This window comes from Ruegeria sp. BHSB064, from assembly GCF_059613205.1.
Map to the genome: position 1 here is coordinate 15,278 of NZ_JBXWSB010000012.1, position 19,895 is coordinate 35,172.

The 19,895-nt window shown below is 54.2% G+C and carries 14 protein-coding genes; 7 read left to right on the plus strand and 7 right to left on the minus strand.

What is annotated here, in order from left to right; all coding sequences use genetic code 11:
* The first annotated feature begins 81 nt into the window (after positions 1-81).
* On the plus strand, positions 82-1,647 hold the full coding sequence (locus AC2FNU_RS04710; RefSeq protein WP_496785457.1) for a DUF6538 domain-containing protein: 1,566 nt from the start codon (positions 82-84) through the stop codon (positions 1,645-1,647).
* 305 nt (positions 1,648-1,952) lie between these two features.
* Here AC2FNU_RS04710 and AC2FNU_RS04715 read toward each other — a convergent pair whose 3' ends face one another.
* Both AC2FNU_RS04715 and AC2FNU_RS04720 read right to left on the minus strand, forming a co-directional pair.
* On the minus strand, positions 1,953-4,325 hold the full coding sequence (locus AC2FNU_RS04715; RefSeq protein WP_496785460.1) for a thiamine pyrophosphate-binding protein: 2,373 nt from the start codon (positions 4,323-4,325) through the stop codon (positions 1,953-1,955).
* 14 nt (positions 4,326-4,339) lie between these two features.
* Positions 4,340-5,539: a methionine gamma-lyase gene (locus AC2FNU_RS04720; protein WP_496785463.1), complete on the minus strand. Its 1,200-nt coding sequence runs from the start codon at positions 5,537-5,539 to the stop codon at positions 4,340-4,342.
* Positions 5,540-5,654: 115 nt separating this feature from the next.
* Here AC2FNU_RS04720 and AC2FNU_RS04725 point away from each other — a divergent pair, with 115 nt between their 5' ends.
* A complete protein-coding gene (locus AC2FNU_RS04725; protein ID WP_058281767.1) occupies positions 5,655-6,110 on the plus strand; it encodes an Lrp/AsnC family transcriptional regulator in 456 nt (151 codons plus the stop codon).
* A gap of 140 nt (positions 6,111-6,250) precedes the next feature.
* Positions 6,251-6,652: a helix-turn-helix domain-containing protein gene (locus AC2FNU_RS04730; protein WP_496785468.1), complete on the plus strand. Its 402-nt coding sequence runs from the start codon at positions 6,251-6,253 to the stop codon at positions 6,650-6,652.
* Between the two features lie 429 nt (positions 6,653-7,081).
* Here the strand turns inward: AC2FNU_RS04730 and AC2FNU_RS04735 are convergent, their stop codons facing one another.
* Both AC2FNU_RS04735 and AC2FNU_RS04740 read right to left on the minus strand, forming a co-directional pair.
* Positions 7,082-7,951 carry an OST-HTH/LOTUS domain-containing protein gene (locus AC2FNU_RS04735; RefSeq protein ID WP_496785470.1) on the minus strand — a complete coding sequence of 290 codons (870 nt, stop codon included), beginning with the start codon at positions 7,949-7,951 and terminating at the stop codon, positions 7,082-7,084.
* A gap of 365 nt (positions 7,952-8,316) precedes the next feature.
* A complete protein-coding gene (locus AC2FNU_RS04740; protein WP_496785473.1) occupies positions 8,317-9,729 on the minus strand; it encodes a hypothetical protein in 1,413 nt (470 codons plus the stop codon).
* A gap of 397 nt (positions 9,730-10,126) precedes the next feature.
* Here AC2FNU_RS04740 and AC2FNU_RS04745 point away from each other — a divergent pair, with 397 nt between their 5' ends.
* The 4 genes from AC2FNU_RS04745 (at position 10,127) to AC2FNU_RS04760 (ending at position 14,040) form a co-directional block, all read left to right on the plus strand.
* Complete coding sequence (locus AC2FNU_RS04745) at positions 10,127-10,351, plus strand: hypothetical protein (protein WP_496785477.1); 225 nt, start codon at positions 10,127-10,129, stop codon at positions 10,349-10,351.
* Between the two features lie 1,134 nt (positions 10,352-11,485).
* Positions 11,486-12,355, plus strand: a complete 870-nt coding sequence (locus AC2FNU_RS04750; protein WP_496785483.1) for a LysR family transcriptional regulator — start codon at positions 11,486-11,488, stop codon at positions 12,353-12,355.
* Between the two features lie 106 nt (positions 12,356-12,461).
* Positions 12,462-13,085, plus strand: coding sequence for an NAD(P)H:quinone oxidoreductase (gene wrbA / locus AC2FNU_RS04755; protein WP_496785486.1), 624 nt, complete (start codon positions 12,462-12,464; stop codon positions 13,083-13,085).
* A gap of 58 nt (positions 13,086-13,143) precedes the next feature.
* Positions 13,144-14,040, plus strand: coding sequence for an EamA family transporter (locus tag AC2FNU_RS04760; RefSeq protein WP_496785488.1), 897 nt, complete (start codon positions 13,144-13,146; stop codon positions 14,038-14,040).
* Positions 14,041-14,478: 438 nt separating this feature from the next.
* Here the strand turns inward: AC2FNU_RS04760 and AC2FNU_RS04765 are convergent, their stop codons facing one another.
* The 3 genes from AC2FNU_RS04765 to AC2FNU_RS04775 all read right to left on the minus strand — a co-directional run bounded on the left by AC2FNU_RS04765 (position 14,479) and on the right by AC2FNU_RS04775 (position 19,805).
* Positions 14,479-15,711, minus strand: a complete 1,233-nt coding sequence (locus tag AC2FNU_RS04765; RefSeq protein WP_496785490.1) for a hypothetical protein — start codon at positions 15,709-15,711, stop codon at positions 14,479-14,481.
* A 78-nt stretch (positions 15,712-15,789) separates the two neighbouring features.
* Complete coding sequence (locus tag AC2FNU_RS04770; RefSeq protein ID WP_496785493.1) at positions 15,790-16,521, minus strand: M48 family metallopeptidase; 732 nt, start codon at positions 16,519-16,521, stop codon at positions 15,790-15,792.
* Positions 16,518-19,805 (minus strand): type I restriction endonuclease subunit R, encoded by a 3,288-nt coding sequence (locus AC2FNU_RS04775; protein ID WP_496785495.1) that lies wholly within the window; start codon positions 19,803-19,805, stop codon positions 16,518-16,520. The genes AC2FNU_RS04770 and AC2FNU_RS04775 overlap by 4 nt, the downstream gene beginning before the upstream one ends.
* Between the last annotated feature and the right edge of the window lie 90 nt (positions 19,806-19,895).

Sequence of the window (19,895 nt, forward strand, 5' to 3'; positions counted from 1 at the left end):
TTTTGAAACAAAAGAAAACCCTTGCAAACAAGGCGCTATGCCCGTTTGAAGGTTACAACTTTGGTTACAAAAGGTGTTCCCATGGCAGGTAAGATTCGTCACCTCGTTAATCGTTCCGGGCGGTATCATGCACGTGTTGTGGTTCCGAAAGACCTGCGCGGAATCATTGGGAAGACCGAGTTGCGCATCGCTCTGGGTGGTGACTACCGCGAAGCGCTCAAACTTTTGCCGGGCGCAGTTACGCAGATTCAGCATCAGATCGCGGTGGCAGAGCAAAAGGCGAACCCAAACCAACCACAAAACGCCTCTGCCCGCTTCCCTCTAGCACCGGATCAGATCGCACACAGCCACTATCACCAGCGCATGGCCTTTGATGATCAACTCAGAAATGATCCACGCTACTCTGCCGTCGGCATTGATGATCTGCTAATTGGCCGCCTGCGCGCAGCCATAGCAGGGAATGCCAATGACGCTGAGCTAGGTGAGTTGGTCGGAGCGCAAATTGAACGCTTCCGGGCTGCTGGCAATGTGGACGCGGCACCGGGTAGCACCGAATGGCGAGCGATAGCCCGTGCCCTGTGCCAAGCAGAGCTTGAGGCCCTTGCGCGCTCCGCAGAGCGCGACGAAGGCGACTTTACGGGCGCACCCACTGCGCCAATCATTGTGGACGCACAGCCCCCGGAAAACGCCCCTACTCCGGTCAGTATCAAACAGCTCTGGAAAGACTACGTTGCGCACCGACAGCAAGCAGGGTTCATGCGGTCTGGCACTGGCCGACAACAGCCGGTCATTGATAAGCTGGTCAAATACCTGAAACACAACGATGCCACACGTGTCACAAAGAAAGACCTGATCGCATGGCGTGATCACCTGATGGGCGACCTGTCCGCCAAGACGGTCAGCGATGTGTATCTCTCAACGATCCGGTCATTGTTCTCGTGGGCGGTTGAGAATGATATTCTGTCGGACAACCCGGCTGCCAACGTGCGGCAAGCCAAGCCTAAGAAGCAGCACACCCGGGAACGTGGCTATGTGGAGGCTGAAGCAAATAAGGTCTTGAAGGCCAGCCGCACCTATACTCCCAACGAAGACGAGCGCGGTTACGTTAGGGAGAAATCGCACTTGGTAGCCGCTAAACGCTGGGCACCGATCATCTGTGCCTTCACTGGCGCGCGCGTTTCAGAGATTACTCAGCTCCGCAAAGAAGACGTGCGCAAGGTCGATGAGCATTGGGTTATTAGGATTACGCCAGATGCCGGTTCGGTTAAGACAGGTGGATATCGTGACGCTCCGCTGCATCCCCAAATCATAAGCGAGGGCTTCATTGACTTTGTCGAAGCTGCGAAGCCCGGCCCATTGTTCCACGGCGGCACGAGACCAGTGGACTATTCACGCAAGGCGCAGCGTATCGCAAATCAGATTGCAGCATGGCTTAGCAAGTCCGGGCTGGCGCCAGAAGGATTGCTGCCCAATCATGCATGGCGGCACCGTTTCAAAACGCAGTGCCGTGAGCTTGGTATCTCTGATCGTGTTGTCGATGCCATTCAGGGCCATGCAGGGAAAACGGCAGGTGATGACTACGGTGACGTGACGCAGAAAACCAAGATCGATGCAATCAACAGACTACCTCACTACATATTGAAGTAGCTCATGCGAGATTTCTCGTTGCAGTCTTGCAGTTACAAGGCGCTCTCGTGTGCCGAATTTTAGTGGTCAGAGTGAAAGGGTTCGACCTCCGACCCTTGCCTCCCGAAGATCGGTGCAGAGGGCCAACTTATTGATTTTTAATCAAAGGAACCCTGTTTTTCGGGCGTCGCCTCCAATCAAACCAGCCAAGTTCAGGTCCGGCAGGTTCATTGAACCTAAGAGCACTGTCTACATTGGCCGACAGTTATCTTGGTCTATGATCAGTGCTAGTTTGCTTTCTATATTATTGCCCAGATCCAGCCCACTTATGCGCGGTGAAGGGTTCTGCCATGGGTCAGGCCATTCACTTTCTCCAGGATAGCGTCTGCGTCAATGCAGTGATGGCGATAGAGATCGCCGATTGTTCCGGTCTGACCAAAATGTTCGACTCCCATTGGGATAGTCTGATGTCCAAGCACTGCCCCTAGCCAGGATAGAGTTGCAGGATGACCATCGATAACAGTGACGAGCTTGCAGTGTGGCGGAAGGTCGGACATCAGTGTTTCGATGTGAGAGCGTGCTGCTCGATTGCCGCGCGAACGTGCTCGTTGAGCGGCGGTCCATCCGGCATTCAGGCGATCTGCGGATGTCACGGCCAATACACCTATGTCGCGACGGCCTTCACCAATCATACCGGCGGCCTTGATTGCTTCTGGCGCGACTGCTCCTTGATAGGCGATTACAACTTCGCAATTGGGTCCCGGTTTTCGCAACCAATAGGCCCCATCAATGGCACCTTGGCGGAACTCGTCATCGAAACGTTTGCCGGGCTGTTCAATCGGGTTGGTCGTCAAGCGCAGGTAGACAGACCCTCCGGTTTCATCGCGCAGCCATGTGCGCTCGTCAGGCTGCCCTTCGCCATCGCGCTGCAGGTAGTCGAAGGCCCATTCCATGATCACCGCCAGTTCATCAGCAAAGGCGGGTTCAAAAGCGGCCAACCCGTCTTGGCTCATCCCGATGAGCGGTGTTCCAACGGATTGGTGTGCTCCACCTTCTGGCGCGAGTGTGACACCCGAAGGTGTTCCAACCAGCATGAAACGCGCGTCCTGATAACAGGCGTAATTTAACGCATCGAGGCCGCGGCTGACAAATGGGTCATAGACGGTGCCAATTGGGATCAGCCTCTTACCGAACAGGGAATGCGACAGACCCGCCGCTCCTAGAAGCAACATGAGGTTCATTTCGGCGATACCAAGCTCGATATGCTGCCCCTCCGGCGTGAATTCCCATTTCGCCGTCGAAGGGATCCGGTGTTCTATGAAGGCGTCGGCTTGCTCGGATCGGGCGAACAGTTTGCGCCGGTTCACCCAAGGACCAAGGCTTGTCGTGCCTGTCACATCCGGAGAAGTTGTCACTATGCGTTCAGCCATTGGGCTGTCGCCTTTTGATAGATCGTCTAGGATCTTGCCAAACGCCATCTGTGTCGAGATTTCGCGACTGGTGTCGATCTCGATGGTCGGCACATCCAGTTTGTCATCAAAATAGCGGCGCGGACCTTTGGCAAAGAACGGAGCGCTGGCCAGAAAATCCTCGAGCGCGTCTGGGTCTTGCACCGTCACAAGTGGCTCCCATTCTTTGCCTTCTGGCACACCCATATGCGATTGCCACGCGGCGAACTGGCTATTGTTCATCAGCCCGCCGTGGTTGTCCTTGTGGCCTGCAATGGGGGTGCCCCATCCTTTGACTGTGTAGGCCAGGAAACATGTTGGGCGATCATGATCGATTTCGGCAAATGTTTGGGCCATGGTCTCGACGCAGTTGCCGCCCAGGTTTTCCATAAGGGCCGCGAGCTCTGCATCCGTGCGCCCTTCGATCAGAGCGGTCACATCCCCTTGATCCCCGAGATCGTCCATCAGACGCTGTCGCCAATTCGCACCACCCATGAAAGTCAAAGCTGAGTATTCCTGGTTGGGGCAAGCGTCGATCCAATCACGCAGGCGGTCTCCGCCGGGCTCGTCGAAGGCAGCGAGTTGCAAGACGCCATATTTCACGCGAACGACATCCCAGCTGAAAGCATCGAAGATTTTCTCGATCCGTTCAAACAGTCCTTCCCGGACGATACCGTCCAGCGACTGTCGGTTATAATCGATGATCCACCACGTGTTTCGCAGGTCGTTTTTCCAGCCTTCCTGCAACGCCTCATAGACGTTGCCTTCGTCCAGTTCAGCATCGCCAACAAGTGCCACCATACGCCCCATCGGGGCGCCTGAACCCCAGCTTTTGGCCTTGATGTAGTCTTGAATGATCGAGGCAAACGAGGTGATCGCGACACCTAAACCTACAGACCCGGTCGAGAAATCAACATCATCTATGTCCTTTGTCCGGCTGGGATAACTTTGCACACCCCCAAATCCGCGGAATTTCTCCATCTTCTCGCGGGTCTGATTGCCCATGAGATACTGAATCGCGTGAAATACCGGCGACGCATGGGGTTTGACTGCGACCCGGTCCTCAGGGCGTAGGGCCGAGAAGTAGAGCGCGGTCATGATCGATACCATCGAAGCAGACGAAGCCTGATGGCCACCGATTTTGATCCCATCCACCTTTGGTCGGACATGGTTGGCATGGTGGATCATCCAATGAGACAACCACAACAGGCGCTGTTCGACGATCTTCAGTTGGGTGGGATCGATGTGCATGTTGGTCTCCGAGTTTAGGCGGCGCTGCGAGCAGGGTAGGGCAAAGCTTGTTCTAGGTCTGCAAGGATATCTTCGACATCCTCCAGCCCGACGGACAGGCGGATCAGGCCATCGCTGATCCCATGCTCGGCTCGCTCTTCCGAGGTATACGTCGAATGGGTCATGGATGCGGGGTGCTGGATCAGGGTTTCCGCATCGCCCAGGGACACTGCGCGCTGGATCATGTTCAAGCGGTTCATGAATTCAATCCCACCAGACAGGCCGAACTTGACCTCAAACGCTATCATCGCGCCAGGTTGAGACATCTGGCGCTGCGCGACATCATGCTGGGCGAAACTCTCAAGACCTGGGAAATAGACCTCGCCGACGGCGGGATGTGCTTCGAGGAAATCTGCGACGACTTTGGCGGACGCACAGTGGCGATCCAAACGCAGGTTCAGTGTCTTCAGACCACGCAGGATCAGCATCGCGTTGAAAGGGGCCATTACCGCGCCGGTCATGTCCTTCATCCCAACAAGGCGGATCTCAGCAATCTGTTCGGCGGTTCCTACAACCAGGCCGGCAACCACATCACCATGCCCGCCGAGGTATTTGGTGGCGGAGTGCAGAACAATATCTGCGCCATGCTCGATCGGGCGGGTCAAATACGGGCTAGCGTAGGTATTATCGACGACGACCGTTGCACCGACCGAATGCGCAATTTCGGCGCTCGCTGCGATGTCCACCAAGCGCATATTCGGATTGGCCGGGGTTTCGAAATAGACAACGCGGGTTTTGTCAGAAACGGCCGCTTTCAGGTTCTCAGGGTCTGTCATGTCGACATGTGTGATCGTGACCCCCCATTTCGCCAAACCATGACGCATAAATGCGAAGGTGCAGCCATAGAGCGTTTTGTCCACGATGACTTCGTCACCAGGCGACAGCAGGGTCCAAAGCACTGCCGTGATCGCCCCCATGCCGCTTGAGAGAGCTAGACCGGCCTCGGCCCCCTCAAGCAGGGCAATGCGTTGCTCAAGAAGGTCGCATGTGGGGTTTGAAATACGGCTGTAGATATGACCTTCACGCTCACCGGCGAACATCTCTCCACCAGCCTCTGCGGTTTCAAAGGTAAACGTGGACGTCAAATGTAGCGGTGGTGTCAGAGCACCGTCATTCTCCAGAGGGTTATAAGCGTGGTGAATAGCGCGCGTGGCAAATCCGGTTGAACGAGTCATTACAAGCTCCTGAATCATGTTGAAGCCAGTTTGCTCCTTTACTTTGGGCTAATGGTTGCGAAATATACCAACATGAGTGGTAATATTGGCATATTCTGCTAAACAAGAGGGATAAATGGACGCTAAGGATAGGCAGATCATTCGAGCGCTTCAGCGGAACGGGCGCATGACGAACCAGGATCTTGCCGACGAGGTGAACCTGTCTCCCTCACCGTGTTTGCGCCGGGTCAAAAACCTAGAAGCCAACGGAGTGATAAAGGGATACAGCGCCGACGTTGACGCTGCCGCGTATGGGATGGCCATTACCGTCTTCGTGCGTATCAGATTGGAGCGACACAACGAAACGGACGTTCAGAACTTCGAGAAACGCGTTCGGATGATCGATGAAGTTCTTGAATGCCACGTGCTGACCGGTGCAATGGACTACCAATTGCGGGTATTGGTATCGGATCTCGAGGCCTACGAGGAATTTATTCGTCACCGAATTCATCCGATAGGCGGGATAGCGTCGATCGATACTAGCTTTGTCTATGGAACAGTAAAAAAGACCGCCGTTTTTCCGCCCGGATAGATAAACCGACTCAGAATGAGTTGTTGCCAATCGGCTAAACATTTTAGTTGATTGATTTTTTCCCTCCGCAATTTCCCATTCTCACCGTCGCTATATCAAAAACATGCAGCGCGTGCTGCATCACTTCTGAGAGGATAGCGATGACAAATAAACCGTATGGAGACACCCGGATGGCGAAGTATGTCGAACGGAGGGTGCTCGAACTGAAACCTACCAAGAGCCAAGCCGAGATCGCGGCGCAAGTGGGATACGTCAACCCAAACATGATCACGATGATCAAGCAGGGTGGTTCCAAGGTGGCATTGGACCGCGTCCCGGCTTTGGCGAAAGCTCTGGAATGCGACGCTGCCTACCTTATGCGCCTCGCAATTGAGCAGTCGATCGGTCTGACTGCAGCTGAGGCAGTTGTCGAGGTGTTCGGAGAACCTGTCACGTCGAATGAACTTGGCTGGCTAAAAGCAATTCGCAAGGCCTCCAATAACACTGATCCCCGGCTGACCAGTCGGTCAGAGAAGGCGATTAAGGCCATCTTCGGGAGGTAGGTGCTATGTATGACCGGAAAGACGACCTGACATTGAATGAGCTCGCCTGGCTGCGGTTTCTCCGTGACTTGAGCAACGGCAGTGATCCTGAGCCTACGTTACGGCGGGTGCAGCTTCTACGGCACCTCTGCGCTGCTAAGAGAGCTTAGAGTTAACCAGCGTCGGCATCTCGGCGAGGAATGGCTGGTCCGTTTTGCCTCGCCGGGTCCCGCAACAACGCCTACGACCCGACCACATCCACCTGTTCGTTGTGGCGATTCAAGCTCCCTTTGCTGTCTAAGCGTTTTTGGCGAGCCGATGAAGTGCGGTCCAAGGCATGCAACGGGAGCTTCCGGCCCCTACCGGACATTCGCTAAGCTGAATTTTCTACTGTGCGGCCAACTGCAAACTGCCATTAAGCGAGGCCTATGACCATTGGAGGCGAATGTTTCAACGCAACTTCGATGGGGGCCTTTTTGGCCGGTAGAAGGCAGAACGTTCTCCATCGATCACAAAATACCGGAGTTCCAGGTCCGGTGCCTTATGCACGACCTGCCGCCAACTTTGGCATCCATACTTGTTGGGCAGTTGCTCGGGATGGCGTGCGGTGATCCATTTCTCAGCCTCGGCCAGCGGTGCCCACTCATCGTCAACCAATGCCTCGAATGCCTCCCGCAATGCGCTCACTATGCCCGAGGCAAACCAGTTTACGGTCCCGTCGGATGAAACCCGATTAATAAAACAGTCTCTGAACGCTTGCGTCTGTATGGCTTCCACCGCTGCCTGGCGTAGGTTCTGCATATCTTCAGCCCATTCCCGAAGCTGCGCGAGGTGTTGGTCGATGCAGCTGTAGGCCGCCACCAAGGCATCTTGCGCTCCACGGCATCCTTCTGCACTCCCGATGTTGTGCTGGTCGATGAAGTGATGGACCAGATTGTTCCTCAGATCGACCATTTCCCTCAGTTCACACTCTACCCGCGCGAAGTCTGTGATCGGCAGGCGAACCGCCATACGCATGGCGAACCTGTCGGGAACCTTGTGTAACTCGATCATCGCGTCTTCGGGTGGCTTGATTTCATCGGCCACAACATACGATCCGATGAGCTCGCCAATTAAAGAGCCAAGCGTCCTGCGGGCCGTGCCGTCAATTCTTGCGGTGCGAATCCGCTCCAAGTTATGAATCGGTCCTGAGAGACTATGGTGCGCGACCAAAACCTTGATCAGCCGCTCACACTGTTGCAGTCGCAACATACATCGGCCCAGCAATCGTTGAACTTCTTGCTGTAGTTGAGGCAAGTCTTCGTCATTCAGCGACGTCAAGGCATCATCCTGTTTCGTTTAAGTTGAGTGCAACTATATCGCGATGTTCCGGAATGTCTTGCCCGGCTTAAAGGCTTTTAGAAGGTTCCGCCCCAAACGGCCCAATCCGGACCTTTACGGGCCCGCCGGGGCTGCCTGCAGCGTGCAGAAAGCGGTCATCGGCGGCTGTGCAGCATCGGTCTTCTTGCGGACGTCAGCTATGCGGCATACAGCAGAATCCCGGTGAATAGCAGCTCTCGGCGACTGACGGGAAAGGTCAATTTCGGGCACCGATTACACCTCCACGGCGTTACCTTTCGATGCTGTTTCACAGTGTCCAGGCGACGCGAAGACGGCATCGGCCCGGAAGAACCGCGAGAGTCGTGCTAAGCGGGTGACGTCAGCGCGGACTCGATCGCGACGACAGCGGCATGTCCGCCGGATAGTGTGCGCTCGATCAGGGTTTGCAGATGGTCGGTCGTCGCGCCGCGCGTTCCGACATAGCCGGACTGCACAAGTTCGGCGAACCCCCCCGACCGCAGGTAGTGGCCGTCGAGTTCGCGGTAGCTGAGCCGTATGCCGCCCCTCGGACCAGTTAGCTTGTTTTCGGCGCGCAGCCTCTCGAAATGGTCGAGACTGACCAAAAAACCAGCAGACTTGGCCTCGGCGTTCCGGCGCATGAACTTCAAAAAAAAGGCACCGGCGTTCAAACGATAGGGCCCGCTTGGCGTCATATCACGGTCAAAGCGCTTCATCCGCGCAATCTCGTCTTCAAGCTGCTCGTCGACCCGCAGCAGCCAATCGTGGCCATCATCGATTTCAACGGTGGACGATCCGGACTTCACGGATCGCTTCCGCGATGTCCCTTGCTCGAGCATCTTATACTGCACCATAACTATCGAGCCGCGCCGACGGTTCAGATAGATCAGATCGACCCCGAACAACTCTTCGAGCGGCCTCTTGTTTGCGGTCAGGACCTCAAGGGCGCGATCCCGCCCCTCAAACCTCGCACGCCCAGTCAGGTCACTGTCGGCGAGCCGAAGGCCTGAGATTGAGCGGGCATCGTGCTCTATTACGGCATCTTCGAGCAGTCGCACTGTGCCGAGAGCCGTCGCGCCTCCCTCGTTCAGCGCAAGATGGGATGCTTCGTCCGGGCCACCAAAGGCCTTGATTGCCAACCGGACCGCGTCGTGCTGAAGCGCGCGGGCATCGGTGATCTGCCGCGGTCTTTGTATGAGCGTCGCGATACCCCTAAGAGCACCGAGGGCTTCTTCGGACGCGGCGAGCTGCTTGAGGAACGCCAAGCCCAATTTGGGCGAGAAACTATGAAGGCCAGGCTCGAGATCTCGCATGGTATCGAGCCGTCGGCGCAGCGAAGGAGCGTCAATAGCGTTGAGAAGGCGATCATAGCGCGGCCCGACAAGCGGCTTCACATGATCAAACACCACGCGGGTTTCAAAGGTCGACGTGGCGCTCTTCGAGCTAATCAATCCGACCGCCAGAGTGGGCACGTTCTCGGTCAGAATGATGGCGAGCGCATTTTTTGCGACCTCACCGACCTCATCATGCGGAAAATTCTTCGAGAACCGACGACTGCCTCGCCGACATTTTTCAAGTGCGGTCGCGTCGGACTCATCGAGACAAAGGACCACGATCCGCTTTTTCGAAAGCTCCTTGAGGTCCGGTGGCAGCCCCCCGGTCATGAATGCGTCTCGACGCAATTTCCCGCCTTCAAGGCGACGATTTCCACCATCATCTTTCTGAACTCCATGGGTTTTTCGAAGATCTTCTTCTTGCATGGCCCGGTAGTCGCTCGCAAGCTTTGACCGCAGCGGTTCCGCTGGTGTCAGGACGAGGCCGCCCTGCCGGGCGTTTCCGGATAAGGCAGGCTGGTTCTGCGTTTCCAACAACAAGACGGGCAGAGAGTGGCCCGTCTTTTTTTAGAGCCGCGGCCGCCAAACCGGACTGCTACGACATCTATGTGATCAACTTCGGCAAAGTGATGAGCGGCTGCGATCGGAACGCGAACCTTTTTTAGCAATGGTTCGAGGAGACACCGTCTTAGGCTACATCGAGCCCATCAGGCACCCAGAGCAGATTGAGGCTATTCGGCGCCTTCTAAGGTTGCCAGAAAAATCCACCGCAACTAAGCTCATGGCATAGTTACTAAAAATATTTGTAGAAGGCCGATAAGTCATGGACGGATGGTCAACAAAGCTGTGGCAAATAGTTTACCTTCTCTACAAGGCGCTCTTTTTTGTTATTGTGGTGGCTTGGTTCAAAGGCGACATCACATTGATTCAGGCGTTGCTCTGCTTAGGCGCTTGGGTAGCGGGAAACCATCTGCTGGCATTTCTTTTGCGCCGCGGAACCAGGCGTAAAATGGAAAAAATAGCCGCCGAGCATGACGGCTCCGAATAGAGACACTACGCCTTCAAGGGTTGACAAAGGTTTACATCCGCCCTCCCGGGATCGACGGAATGTAAACCTTTCGACCTCAAAAACACCCCAAAATCAGGCCAAAGGTTTACACTAAGTTTACATTAAGTTGACAGATTTCACCCAAAATCAGGTTTTTCGGAGCAAAATGTAAACCTTTGAACCAGAGAAACCCAATAAACATGCCTACCTGGAAAACACATATCCGAAGATAGGCCAGATAAGCTCGCAGAAGAGCGAAACACAGGCCAGACGGCACCAGACACACAAACAAACACGGATGTAACTCAGGCCAGCGTAGAGAGCGCCTGAGCTAAAACCTCATAGAGAGCAAACACACAAGTCTAGGCCAGCAAAGCTATTGAGCGTCTCCGGAGCAGAGAAACCGACGATTACACATAGAGCGGAAATAGATACACCTAGAGAGAAACACCCTAAGAGAGCGGACACACGTAAGAGACGCCTAGAGAGGTGCCAGTAGAGAGAATGCGTGTAAGAGGTGATGTGTGCCTAGAGGAAAGAGATGCGCGTGTGTAGAGGGGTAATCGTAGGGAGGAGTGCTCTAGTCCAGCACCAGACTTGCGCTTGTGTTTACCAGACCTTTTGTATGCTCCGTTGCTTCTAAGTGCTCATTGGGAAGCTGGTAACTTGCGGTGAAGCGTATTGAAGGCTGCACTTTGATTGTATGTGCTGTTATTCCTTTGGAAGTTCGTATTGCGACTTCAAGAGAGTAGCTTCATTGAACCCTTAAGGCGTCGTTCCGCATCTTTTGCAATCGCCATGAGTCTTTCCTGTCGAGTTGGCTCACTAACAGCGTCGCTAACCGGTATGGGCCTGCTTTTAGCGGGGCGATCTGAGTTTTCATTGTTCGACCGGCTTGGAACGTTTTTCGGTGTATGCGGATTCTTAGATTTTGCCATTGCCCCTAACTCCTAGCCTCATCGAAAATAGACCGATGATTGTTTTCTGGCAACCGCCCGGAAATCAACACCAGCGACACAGGCGTGTCGCCCCTTCGCACCAGTCTCGAGGTCGTATAACTTGCATTTCATTACGCCCAACAGGGCGGCTCAAAAAAAACTGATCGGGGGCCAGGAGTTGGACAAACTGTCAGTGATGCAAGCTTTTCGCCGTATCGTTGAACGCGGTAGTTTTGCCCGTGCGGCGGAAGACCTTGGTGTTTCTCCCGCGCTTCTCAGCAGAGAAATCAAGCTTCTGGAAGAAAGTCTGGGAACCGTCCTGCTCACCAGAACGACCCGATCCATGTCACTGACTGACACCGGCAGTCTTTATTACCAAGATGCAATTGGAATTCTCGACGCGGTCGAAAAAACGGAACAGACCATCAGGGAAGGTTCAAAAGCGGTGCGCGGGTACCTTCGGGTGAATGCGTCAAGTTCCTTCGGCCAAACCGTTATCGCACCGATGCTTCCAGAGTTCTTGAAAACCTATCCAGATCTGCGATTTACTCTTTCGATGGACGACAAGGTGATCGATATGGTCGAGGGCGGGTTCGATCTGTCGATACGAATCCGAGCCGCGATGCCGGATTCGGCCCTTGTTGCGCGACGGATCGGCGTGATGCGACAGCGGATTTTTGCGTCTCCTGACTATTTGGAGCGATGTGGGACGCCGACCCAGCCAGCGGATCTGAAAACCCACGCAATCATCGGCTTTTTGCTTGCTGATCATTTGACGAACTGGAAGCTCTCGGCCGCCGAAGGTGTCACAAAGTTAGAGCTTGATCCGCGCGTGCGTGTCGGCAACAGCCTCGTTTTGCGGGATCTGCTGATAGCTGGGCAAGGTATCGGAACCCTGCCTGAGTTCGTCTCTGATGCTCCTGAAGCCAGCGGGGCCTTGGTGCGAGTTCTTCCTCACCACGAATTGCCCGCGCCAGAAGTATTCGCCGTCACAGCATCTCGCTTGGGAATGGACGCCAAGGTTACAGCCTTTCTTGATCATCTGCGCCTGGCTCTCAGGTCCTGACATTATTCAATACAGGTAAAGAGTGATGTCAAAGAGCGCGCCTTAATTGGCGGCGCAACAAATTCCATTCTCTCAGGGAACAAGTTGCAGCCCTGAGAGGTATCCTATGTCACGTATTCTCGTTCTCTACTATTCAAGCTATGGCCACGTCCGCACATTGGCCGATGCCGAAGCTGAAGGCGCCAGAAGTGTTCCCGGCACTGAAGTTGACGTTCGACGTGTGCCCGAAACCGTCCCTGAAGAGGTCCGTCAGCAGGCTGGCTATGTCGTCGATGATACGCCTATAGCCTTGCCGGCAGATCTGGAAAACTATCATGCAATCATCATTGGAACACCGACCCGATTTGGCATGATGGCGGGTCAAATGAAGTCGTTTCTGGATCAGGCTGGCGGGCTTTGGGCCAGGAATGCTCTGGTTGGCAAGGTCGGAGCGGTCTTTGCATCAACAGGTTCGCAACATGGCGGGCACGAGGCAACCCTTCTGACAACGCAAGTCCCGCTTCAACACTTTGGGATGCTGATTGCCGGAATGCCCTACACATTTGCTGGCCAGACTACATCAGAAGAAATCATTGGCGGCGCACCGTATGGTGCCGGAACGATCGCCGGTGCTGATGCTTCCCGCACACCTACCGAAACTGACCTTGCCGGAGCGCGGTTCCAGGGCGCTCATGTTGCAAGGATTGCAGCGTGCCTCGTTGGATCAAACCTCCAAGCGGAAGCAGCGTAACCCGCGCGCCTCTGACGTCTCACTCAAATTCTCAAACGCCTTAGCCAGGAGACATACTATGTCACGCTCAACCGATATTCTTCTCACCTCACTCGCCCCAGCGGTATGGGGAAGCACTTATCTGGTAACTACCGAAGCGCTCCCGGCTGGCTATCCGATTACCCTGGCTGCGTTACGAGCTCTGCCTGCTGGCTTGTTGTTGCTTGCAGTGACGCGCTGCGTTCCACCACGCGAATGGCTTGGTCGAGTTTTCGTCTTAGGCAGCCTCAATTTCGCTCTGTTCTGGGTGCTCCTCTTCGTGGCTGCGTATAGGTTACCCGGTGGTGTGGCCGCCACCCTAGGATCGTTGCAAGCGATGATCGTGATTTTGATGGCGTGGGGATGGCTGGGAACTCCAATCCGACTTTGTGCTCTCGGCGCCACCGCGACTGGCGTAATGGGTGTGTCTCTGCTGCTGATCGGACCAGAAGCACAACTTGATTGGATCGGTATAGCAGCGGGTTTGGGAGGAGCCGCGTCAATGGCTGCTGGCACTGTTCTCAGCCGGAAATGGCAACCTCCGGTCTCGGCGCTGAGTTTCACAGCGTGGCAATTAACAGCCGGTGGTTTGATACTGCTGCCAGTCGCACTGTTTCTTGAGCCGCCTCTACCTGCGCTCAGCGCGACAAATGTCGCCGGCCTTATTTGGCTTGGATTGATTGGTGCTGCAGCAACCTATGCTCTTTGGTTTCGCGGGATTGCGCGCCTGGAGCCCGGTGCAGTCTCGATGCTTGGCATGATGAGCCCTGTAACAGCTGTCGTGCTCGGCTGGGTATACTTGGGACAAACGCTTAGCTTCACCCAGTCCATAGGAGCAGTCATAGTTATTGGCTCTGTTGTGGTCGGCCAAAGCGTGAGTCGAAGGGACAATTCGGGTTTGAAAAAATGGAGACCAGCAACAGCTGGATCTGTCTGATGGACGTTGAGTCGCAAACAATGGGTCCAATCACGCAAGCGGACGAGGAATGGCTCAGCAATTCGTTCAAGCCTGTTCGTCGGATCCCTATAGTATTGAAGTCCTAGGTATCCTTCCGAGTGATCAAGGGGATGCCTTCTGGTGCCACAGCGAGAAGGTGTTCCAATCCTCCTTTAGAGATGGTGAAAATGTAGACGATCAAAACAACAACTAAGCCAAATCAGGCCGTTGGACCGGGTAAGACGGTATCTGAAAATGCCAAGTTTTTTCTACTATTTCAGGTCACGAGAAGATATGCGCCTATCGCTAGAATACCTTTGCTGGCATAAAGAGGCTCCGGTTTCTCTCATAGCAATACCTAATTACTTATAAGCAAGCACTTACTGTTAACCGCATTCCTCAGCTTAGATCACAAATGACTAAGATGTTGCCAGCACCCTACCTTTCTAGCCACGCTCTCCGCTCCCTCTCACCTAGGTGTCGAAATGCGGTGGCAACCTGCTTATTCAGGGCTTCATACGCAATCATGGTAGAAGTCGCGCCACGCCCAACCCGGTTCTGTATGATAGGCCATTCATTACGCCGAAATACCTTCTTAACTTCCGGTCTTTTTAAGCGAACATGCTCTTCCCACACCTCGTCTCTTCTCATGAGCGCAAGTAATCCAGATTTAAGGAAAATTTCGGCACGTTTCTCTTCGTCCAGACCGTTAACTGCGTCGATGGCCGGGCTTCGTTTACTGTCAAGGCTGGCGAACGTAGGCAACATAAACTGGAAGAATTTCTTTTGTAGTTTTGAATATTTGAAGTTCTTTAGATCAGGTAATTCGTGAAGTCCAAGGTCCCTAAGATCGTGGCATTTCAGCGTGACCTCCACGCGTGCTCTCTTCTGATCTTCATCCAGATGATTGAATGCGCCTTTAGAGGGGTTCTGCTGATCTTTCTCCTTGTTTTGGATGCGGATCATGCCACTCGTTCCTTTTTCTCCCAGATACATCGTGCCATCTATGAACGGGCTGCAGAACTCTTCCGGATTAGGCCTCACTGTGAGCGAGTCCTCACGCTTTTCTCCCATTACGGGCGGCAAATACTCGGTTGTAGTAGCACTACCAGGTTGTTCGGAGATGGCTGCGGTCGAACGAGGCATATCCAATTCACCCGCCCACCGGTCCGTCGCAGCATAGTAAGTCCTCTGCAGCAGCCCTATCATTTGCTCTCTTTTGTCATCTGCACCACCTCGGCTATAGACGTCCAAACTGAATTCTATTTCCCGAATTTGAGGCGCCCTGCGTTCGCCTCGTTTTGCGCCAACGGCCGTGATCGCTGCTGCCACGACAGCGGTTGATTGGGGTTCTTGGATCCTGATGTCGAACTCGTCTGCCCCCGTGCCTCCAATGGGATTGATGGAGGTGATCCAGCTATCACGCGGCAGGACGGTGCGAAGCTCTTGCTGGATCCACTGGAACTGGGTTCTGTTGGTAAACACCCGGACAACCACAAAGTCGATGACCGCTTTGAAGCGGAAACATTTGAGGTCCAACGTTGGTGTCAGCACCCGACGGTCTCGGAAACGCGCTTGTTTGCCGCCGACTTCAGATTCAACAAACGTCAATTCTCGCACTGGGCGTAGAGGATCCAGTGGCGACAGGGTAGTAGAAGTTGGCAGTGGCATTCTTGAGTCTCGAAAATTGGTTTTCGACTAAATTCGGTAGAATGTGTCTCTCGACGTGAATTGAGTTTGTATTCTCGGTCAATCGTTGGTCAAAACTTCAACGATACGGTCCAATAGTTTCTTCTGCTTTTCCCATCCTGGTGCATGCGAGCTAACCAAGTCGAAAAACTCTGGACTGTGATCGTGATGCTTAAGATGGGCAAGTTCGTGCACCACGACGTATTCGATGCACTCTCGCGGCGCCTTGACCAAATGCGGGTTCAAGATCACTTGACCCTGAGGCGAGCAACTTCCCCATTGGCGTGACATTTCCAACAAACGGAAAGGCGGAGGCTGATCGATCCAAGACAGCTTTTTGGACTTCTGATCGATCAGCCGCGCGAAGTAATCTCGGGCGCGTGTGCGATACCAGGCACGAACGATACCACGGACTTTTCTGGGATCTTTGGATTGCACCGTCACTTCCAACCGGTTTCCGTGCAATCTCGCTGTGCCTTTGGTCGTGTCGCTCTGAACTACTTTCAGCATATAGCGACGTCCCAGATAAAGAACCTGTTCACCTGATACATAAGATTTGGGATGAACGTGGCGGTAGCGATCCTTGGCTTCAGCGACATGATCAGCGATCCAACGCGCCCGTTTATGCACCGCCTTGTGAACCATCTCATCGGGTTGGTCTGGCGGAGCATCAACTATGACACTTCCATCAGGCTCCACGTGGATGGCAATTCGGGTCGTCCTCCGGGGATCGGGATTAACCTGATACAGTATTTGTTCATTGCCGTAGGTAAGAATGTTCTGTGCGGTCATGTGGCACGCCTCGCATCACCTGCACGGACGATTGCGACAACCTGCTCAATCACAGAATTGGCTGTGTCTAATCCTCCGAGAAGATTGAATAGCCGGGGCAAAAGGGCTTTTCGAATTTCCGCCTCGATGCCGGCAGGCTTTATCGAATGAGATCGGACAGCGTCTTGAACCACACCGTCGATGAAAAGTGCTTCTTCAACGAGTTTATCTTCCCCTAGATCATCAAGCTGATTCCGAACCAGCGACATTGCGAAAGCCCCGTAGAAGGCTTGAGCCATTTTGTTGTCACCAAACCTATCCGGCACTGAGGGAGTGTCGCGATCCTCCACCATCGCTTCCAGATCGGCAAACATAGTGTATTGCTTGCCCGGGTGATCGAACAGCGCCTCGGCTTCACGGATGGCTTCCTTAAGCATTTCAGAGAACACCCGCTGAGCATAGGGATCATCTATCAGGTCCTGTTCAATCGTCTTGCGAATGCGGGTCTTGATGACATCCGCCTCTGTCCGCGTTTTCTCGTCAGACCATTCTTCAGGATCGCCTGCCTGGCCCAGCGTGTCGACCCAGATGAAGCCTTGTGGGTCCACAATTTCTTGGCCGATAACTTGCTTGTCCACCATTCGTCGTATTTGGTCTTCGTATTCAGAGTAATCCACGGTCTCTTGTGCATCTCGCTTGGCTTGCACACGAAGTTCGGTAAAGAACCTAAGGTCTCGTTTGTAGCTCTGAATTGTCTTTTCGTCGAAGGCCCCATCCTCAAAGAACGTGCGGGATGACAGGGCCAACTTCAGGCACATACCAAACTCAGTCAGAGCGTCGTAAAAGTCTTCACGGACTTTCTGGTTCTGGTCGATGCTATAACCAGTCCCATCCTCCGCCACTAGCGGCACCAGCACGCGACGAAACTGTTCCATATCCTGTTTGTTAGCTACATCTGCAAAGATTTCCCAAAGTGCGTCATGCAGCCCAGGAAGCCGCTTATATTCGACAGATACGTTAGACACGGTGCCCGCAAGATCGTCTATCTCGTAACCCGCTTGCGTCTGTGAGGCGAGGTCTTGGTAATCTTGGATTGAGGTATCAAGCTCGGCCAGGATTCCTCGGTAGTCGATAAGGTAGCCAAACTGCTTGGCTTCATGCAGCCTGTTAACCCTTGCGATGGCTTGGAGCAGATTATGACCCTTTAGGTGCTTGTCGATGTAGAGCACAGCGTTGCGTGGCTCGTCAAAGCCCGTCAAGAGCTTGTCTACAACGATCAGGATATCTGGAGCCCCGTCGGAGCCGAACCGTTCTAGGACGTCCGTCTCATAGCCCTCGGGGTCATTACCAACGTTCATCTTCCACCAGGCCTGAACCTCAGGGGTTTTGGTCTCATCTGTGTCTTCGTGACCTTCGCGAGTATCAGGGGCTGAGATCACAACTGCACTGGTCACCATCCCAGTCAGATCAAGGGCGTTCTTGTAGCGTATGGCAGACAGTTTACTGTCCGTTGCCAGTTGCGCCTTCAGGCCCAACCCCAATTTGGCAAAGTTCTCGGTGAAGTGGGCGGCAATATCCCAGGCGATGAGATCAATACGCCCACCCGCGCCGTAGACCCGTCCTCGACTGGAATACTTTTGCTTCAAGTCTGACTTCTGATTGTCTGACAATCCCATGGTGATCTTATCGAACCAGACATCAATTGCCGTGTCGTTGATATCCACGATGGGCCTGCGTTCTTCATAAACCAACGGTGTGACGGCCCCGTCCTCAACCGCATCCTGCATCGTGTAAGCATGCAGGATAGGACCGAACTTGTTACGAGTCTTATCTTCCTTCAGCAGAGGTGTTCCAGTGAAGGCGATGAAGGCTGCGTTGGGTAATGCCTGTCGCATCCTCTCGTGGTTCTCGCCGCCTTGGCTACGATGACCCTCGTCAACCAGCACAATGATTTTATCGGATGTATTCTTGCACTCCGGTAGCTTGGTGGCTGAGTTGAACTTCTGAAGCAGAGTGAAAATGATCCGTTCCGATCCAGACCCTATTCGCGTGGCAAGGTCTCGCCCGGACTGGACCTTGGAAGTTTCCCCATCCTTTTTGGTCGCTACAGCCGAGCCGAACGCCCCGCCCGTCAGGAAGGTAGAAGCAAGCTGTTTTTCGAGGTCCACGCGATCTGTGACAATGATAATTCGACACCCCGCCAAGTCCTGATCAAGCAGAAGAGCCTTTGCTAGGAACACCATTAAGTTTGACTTACCTGACCCCGTGGTGTGCCAAATTACGCCGCCCTCACGACTGCCATCGGGCTTCTGCTTAGCCACCTGAGAAAGGATCGCCTTGGCTCCCTGAACCTGCTGATACCTCGCCGCGATCTTGCCGAGCTTTTGGTCGAAGAAGATGAAGCGCCTCGTGAAGTCGAGCAGACGGTCAGGACGCAGCAGGCTGACGATCAAGCGATCCTGCTCTGTGGGCCACACAGCGCCGCTGTGGAGCCTGTCGAAGTTGTCCCGCATCCAAGCGGGCTTGTCGGCGAACAGTGCCTCTCTCTGGGCCTCTGAGAGGGGGGTGGACTTAACCGCCTGCATCTCGACATCTGTGATCTCTTCTTCATTCCACGTCCCCCAAAACTTTGCAGGCGTCCCCGTTGTGCCATAACGCCCATCGGTGCCGGAGATTGACAGCAAGAGTTGCGAGTAGACGTAGAGGTCCTGGATACCGTTAGGCTTTTGGTTCCTCAGGTGCTGGCTAATTCCTTCTGTGACCATCGCGGCGTCCTTGGTGGAAGACACGGGCCGCTTTGCTTCGATCACCACCAGGGGAATACCATTCACATAACAGACCACATCAGGCCTAAACCGTCCCATGCCCGCAGGGCGTTCAACGCTGAGCTCCTCTGTGACCTGAAGCGCGTTGGCGGTTGGGTTTTTCCAGTCGATCAGCGGCACGGTAACGGACGTGCGTTGCCCATCGACAAACTCGGTAACAGTGATCCCCAGTGTCAGATGTTTGTAAATCGCCTCGTTGGCAGGAATCAGCCCTTCGTTCAGCCCGGTTGCACTGATTTCTCGCACCACCTGGTCAATGCCGCCAGGAGAAAGGGAGTAGGTCTGCCCCTTGAAATCGAACCGATGGCACTTGAGGCGTTCGCGCAATACAGGCTCCAGCAGGACTGCACGTTCAGATCCGCGCAAAGCCAACCCATCAGCGGGGGATAGGTAGTCCCAACCCATCGCCATCAACGTATGCAAAGCTGGGAGCTTGGATGCCGCTTCTTCACGAGTGTCGGGAGTGCGGGAGTGGGTCATGATGCAACGGCCTGCTGCCAAAAAATTTGCATTCTGGTAGGAAGTTTCCTACATACTAGACAAGGATTGGGAATTACCTGGTCGGCGATA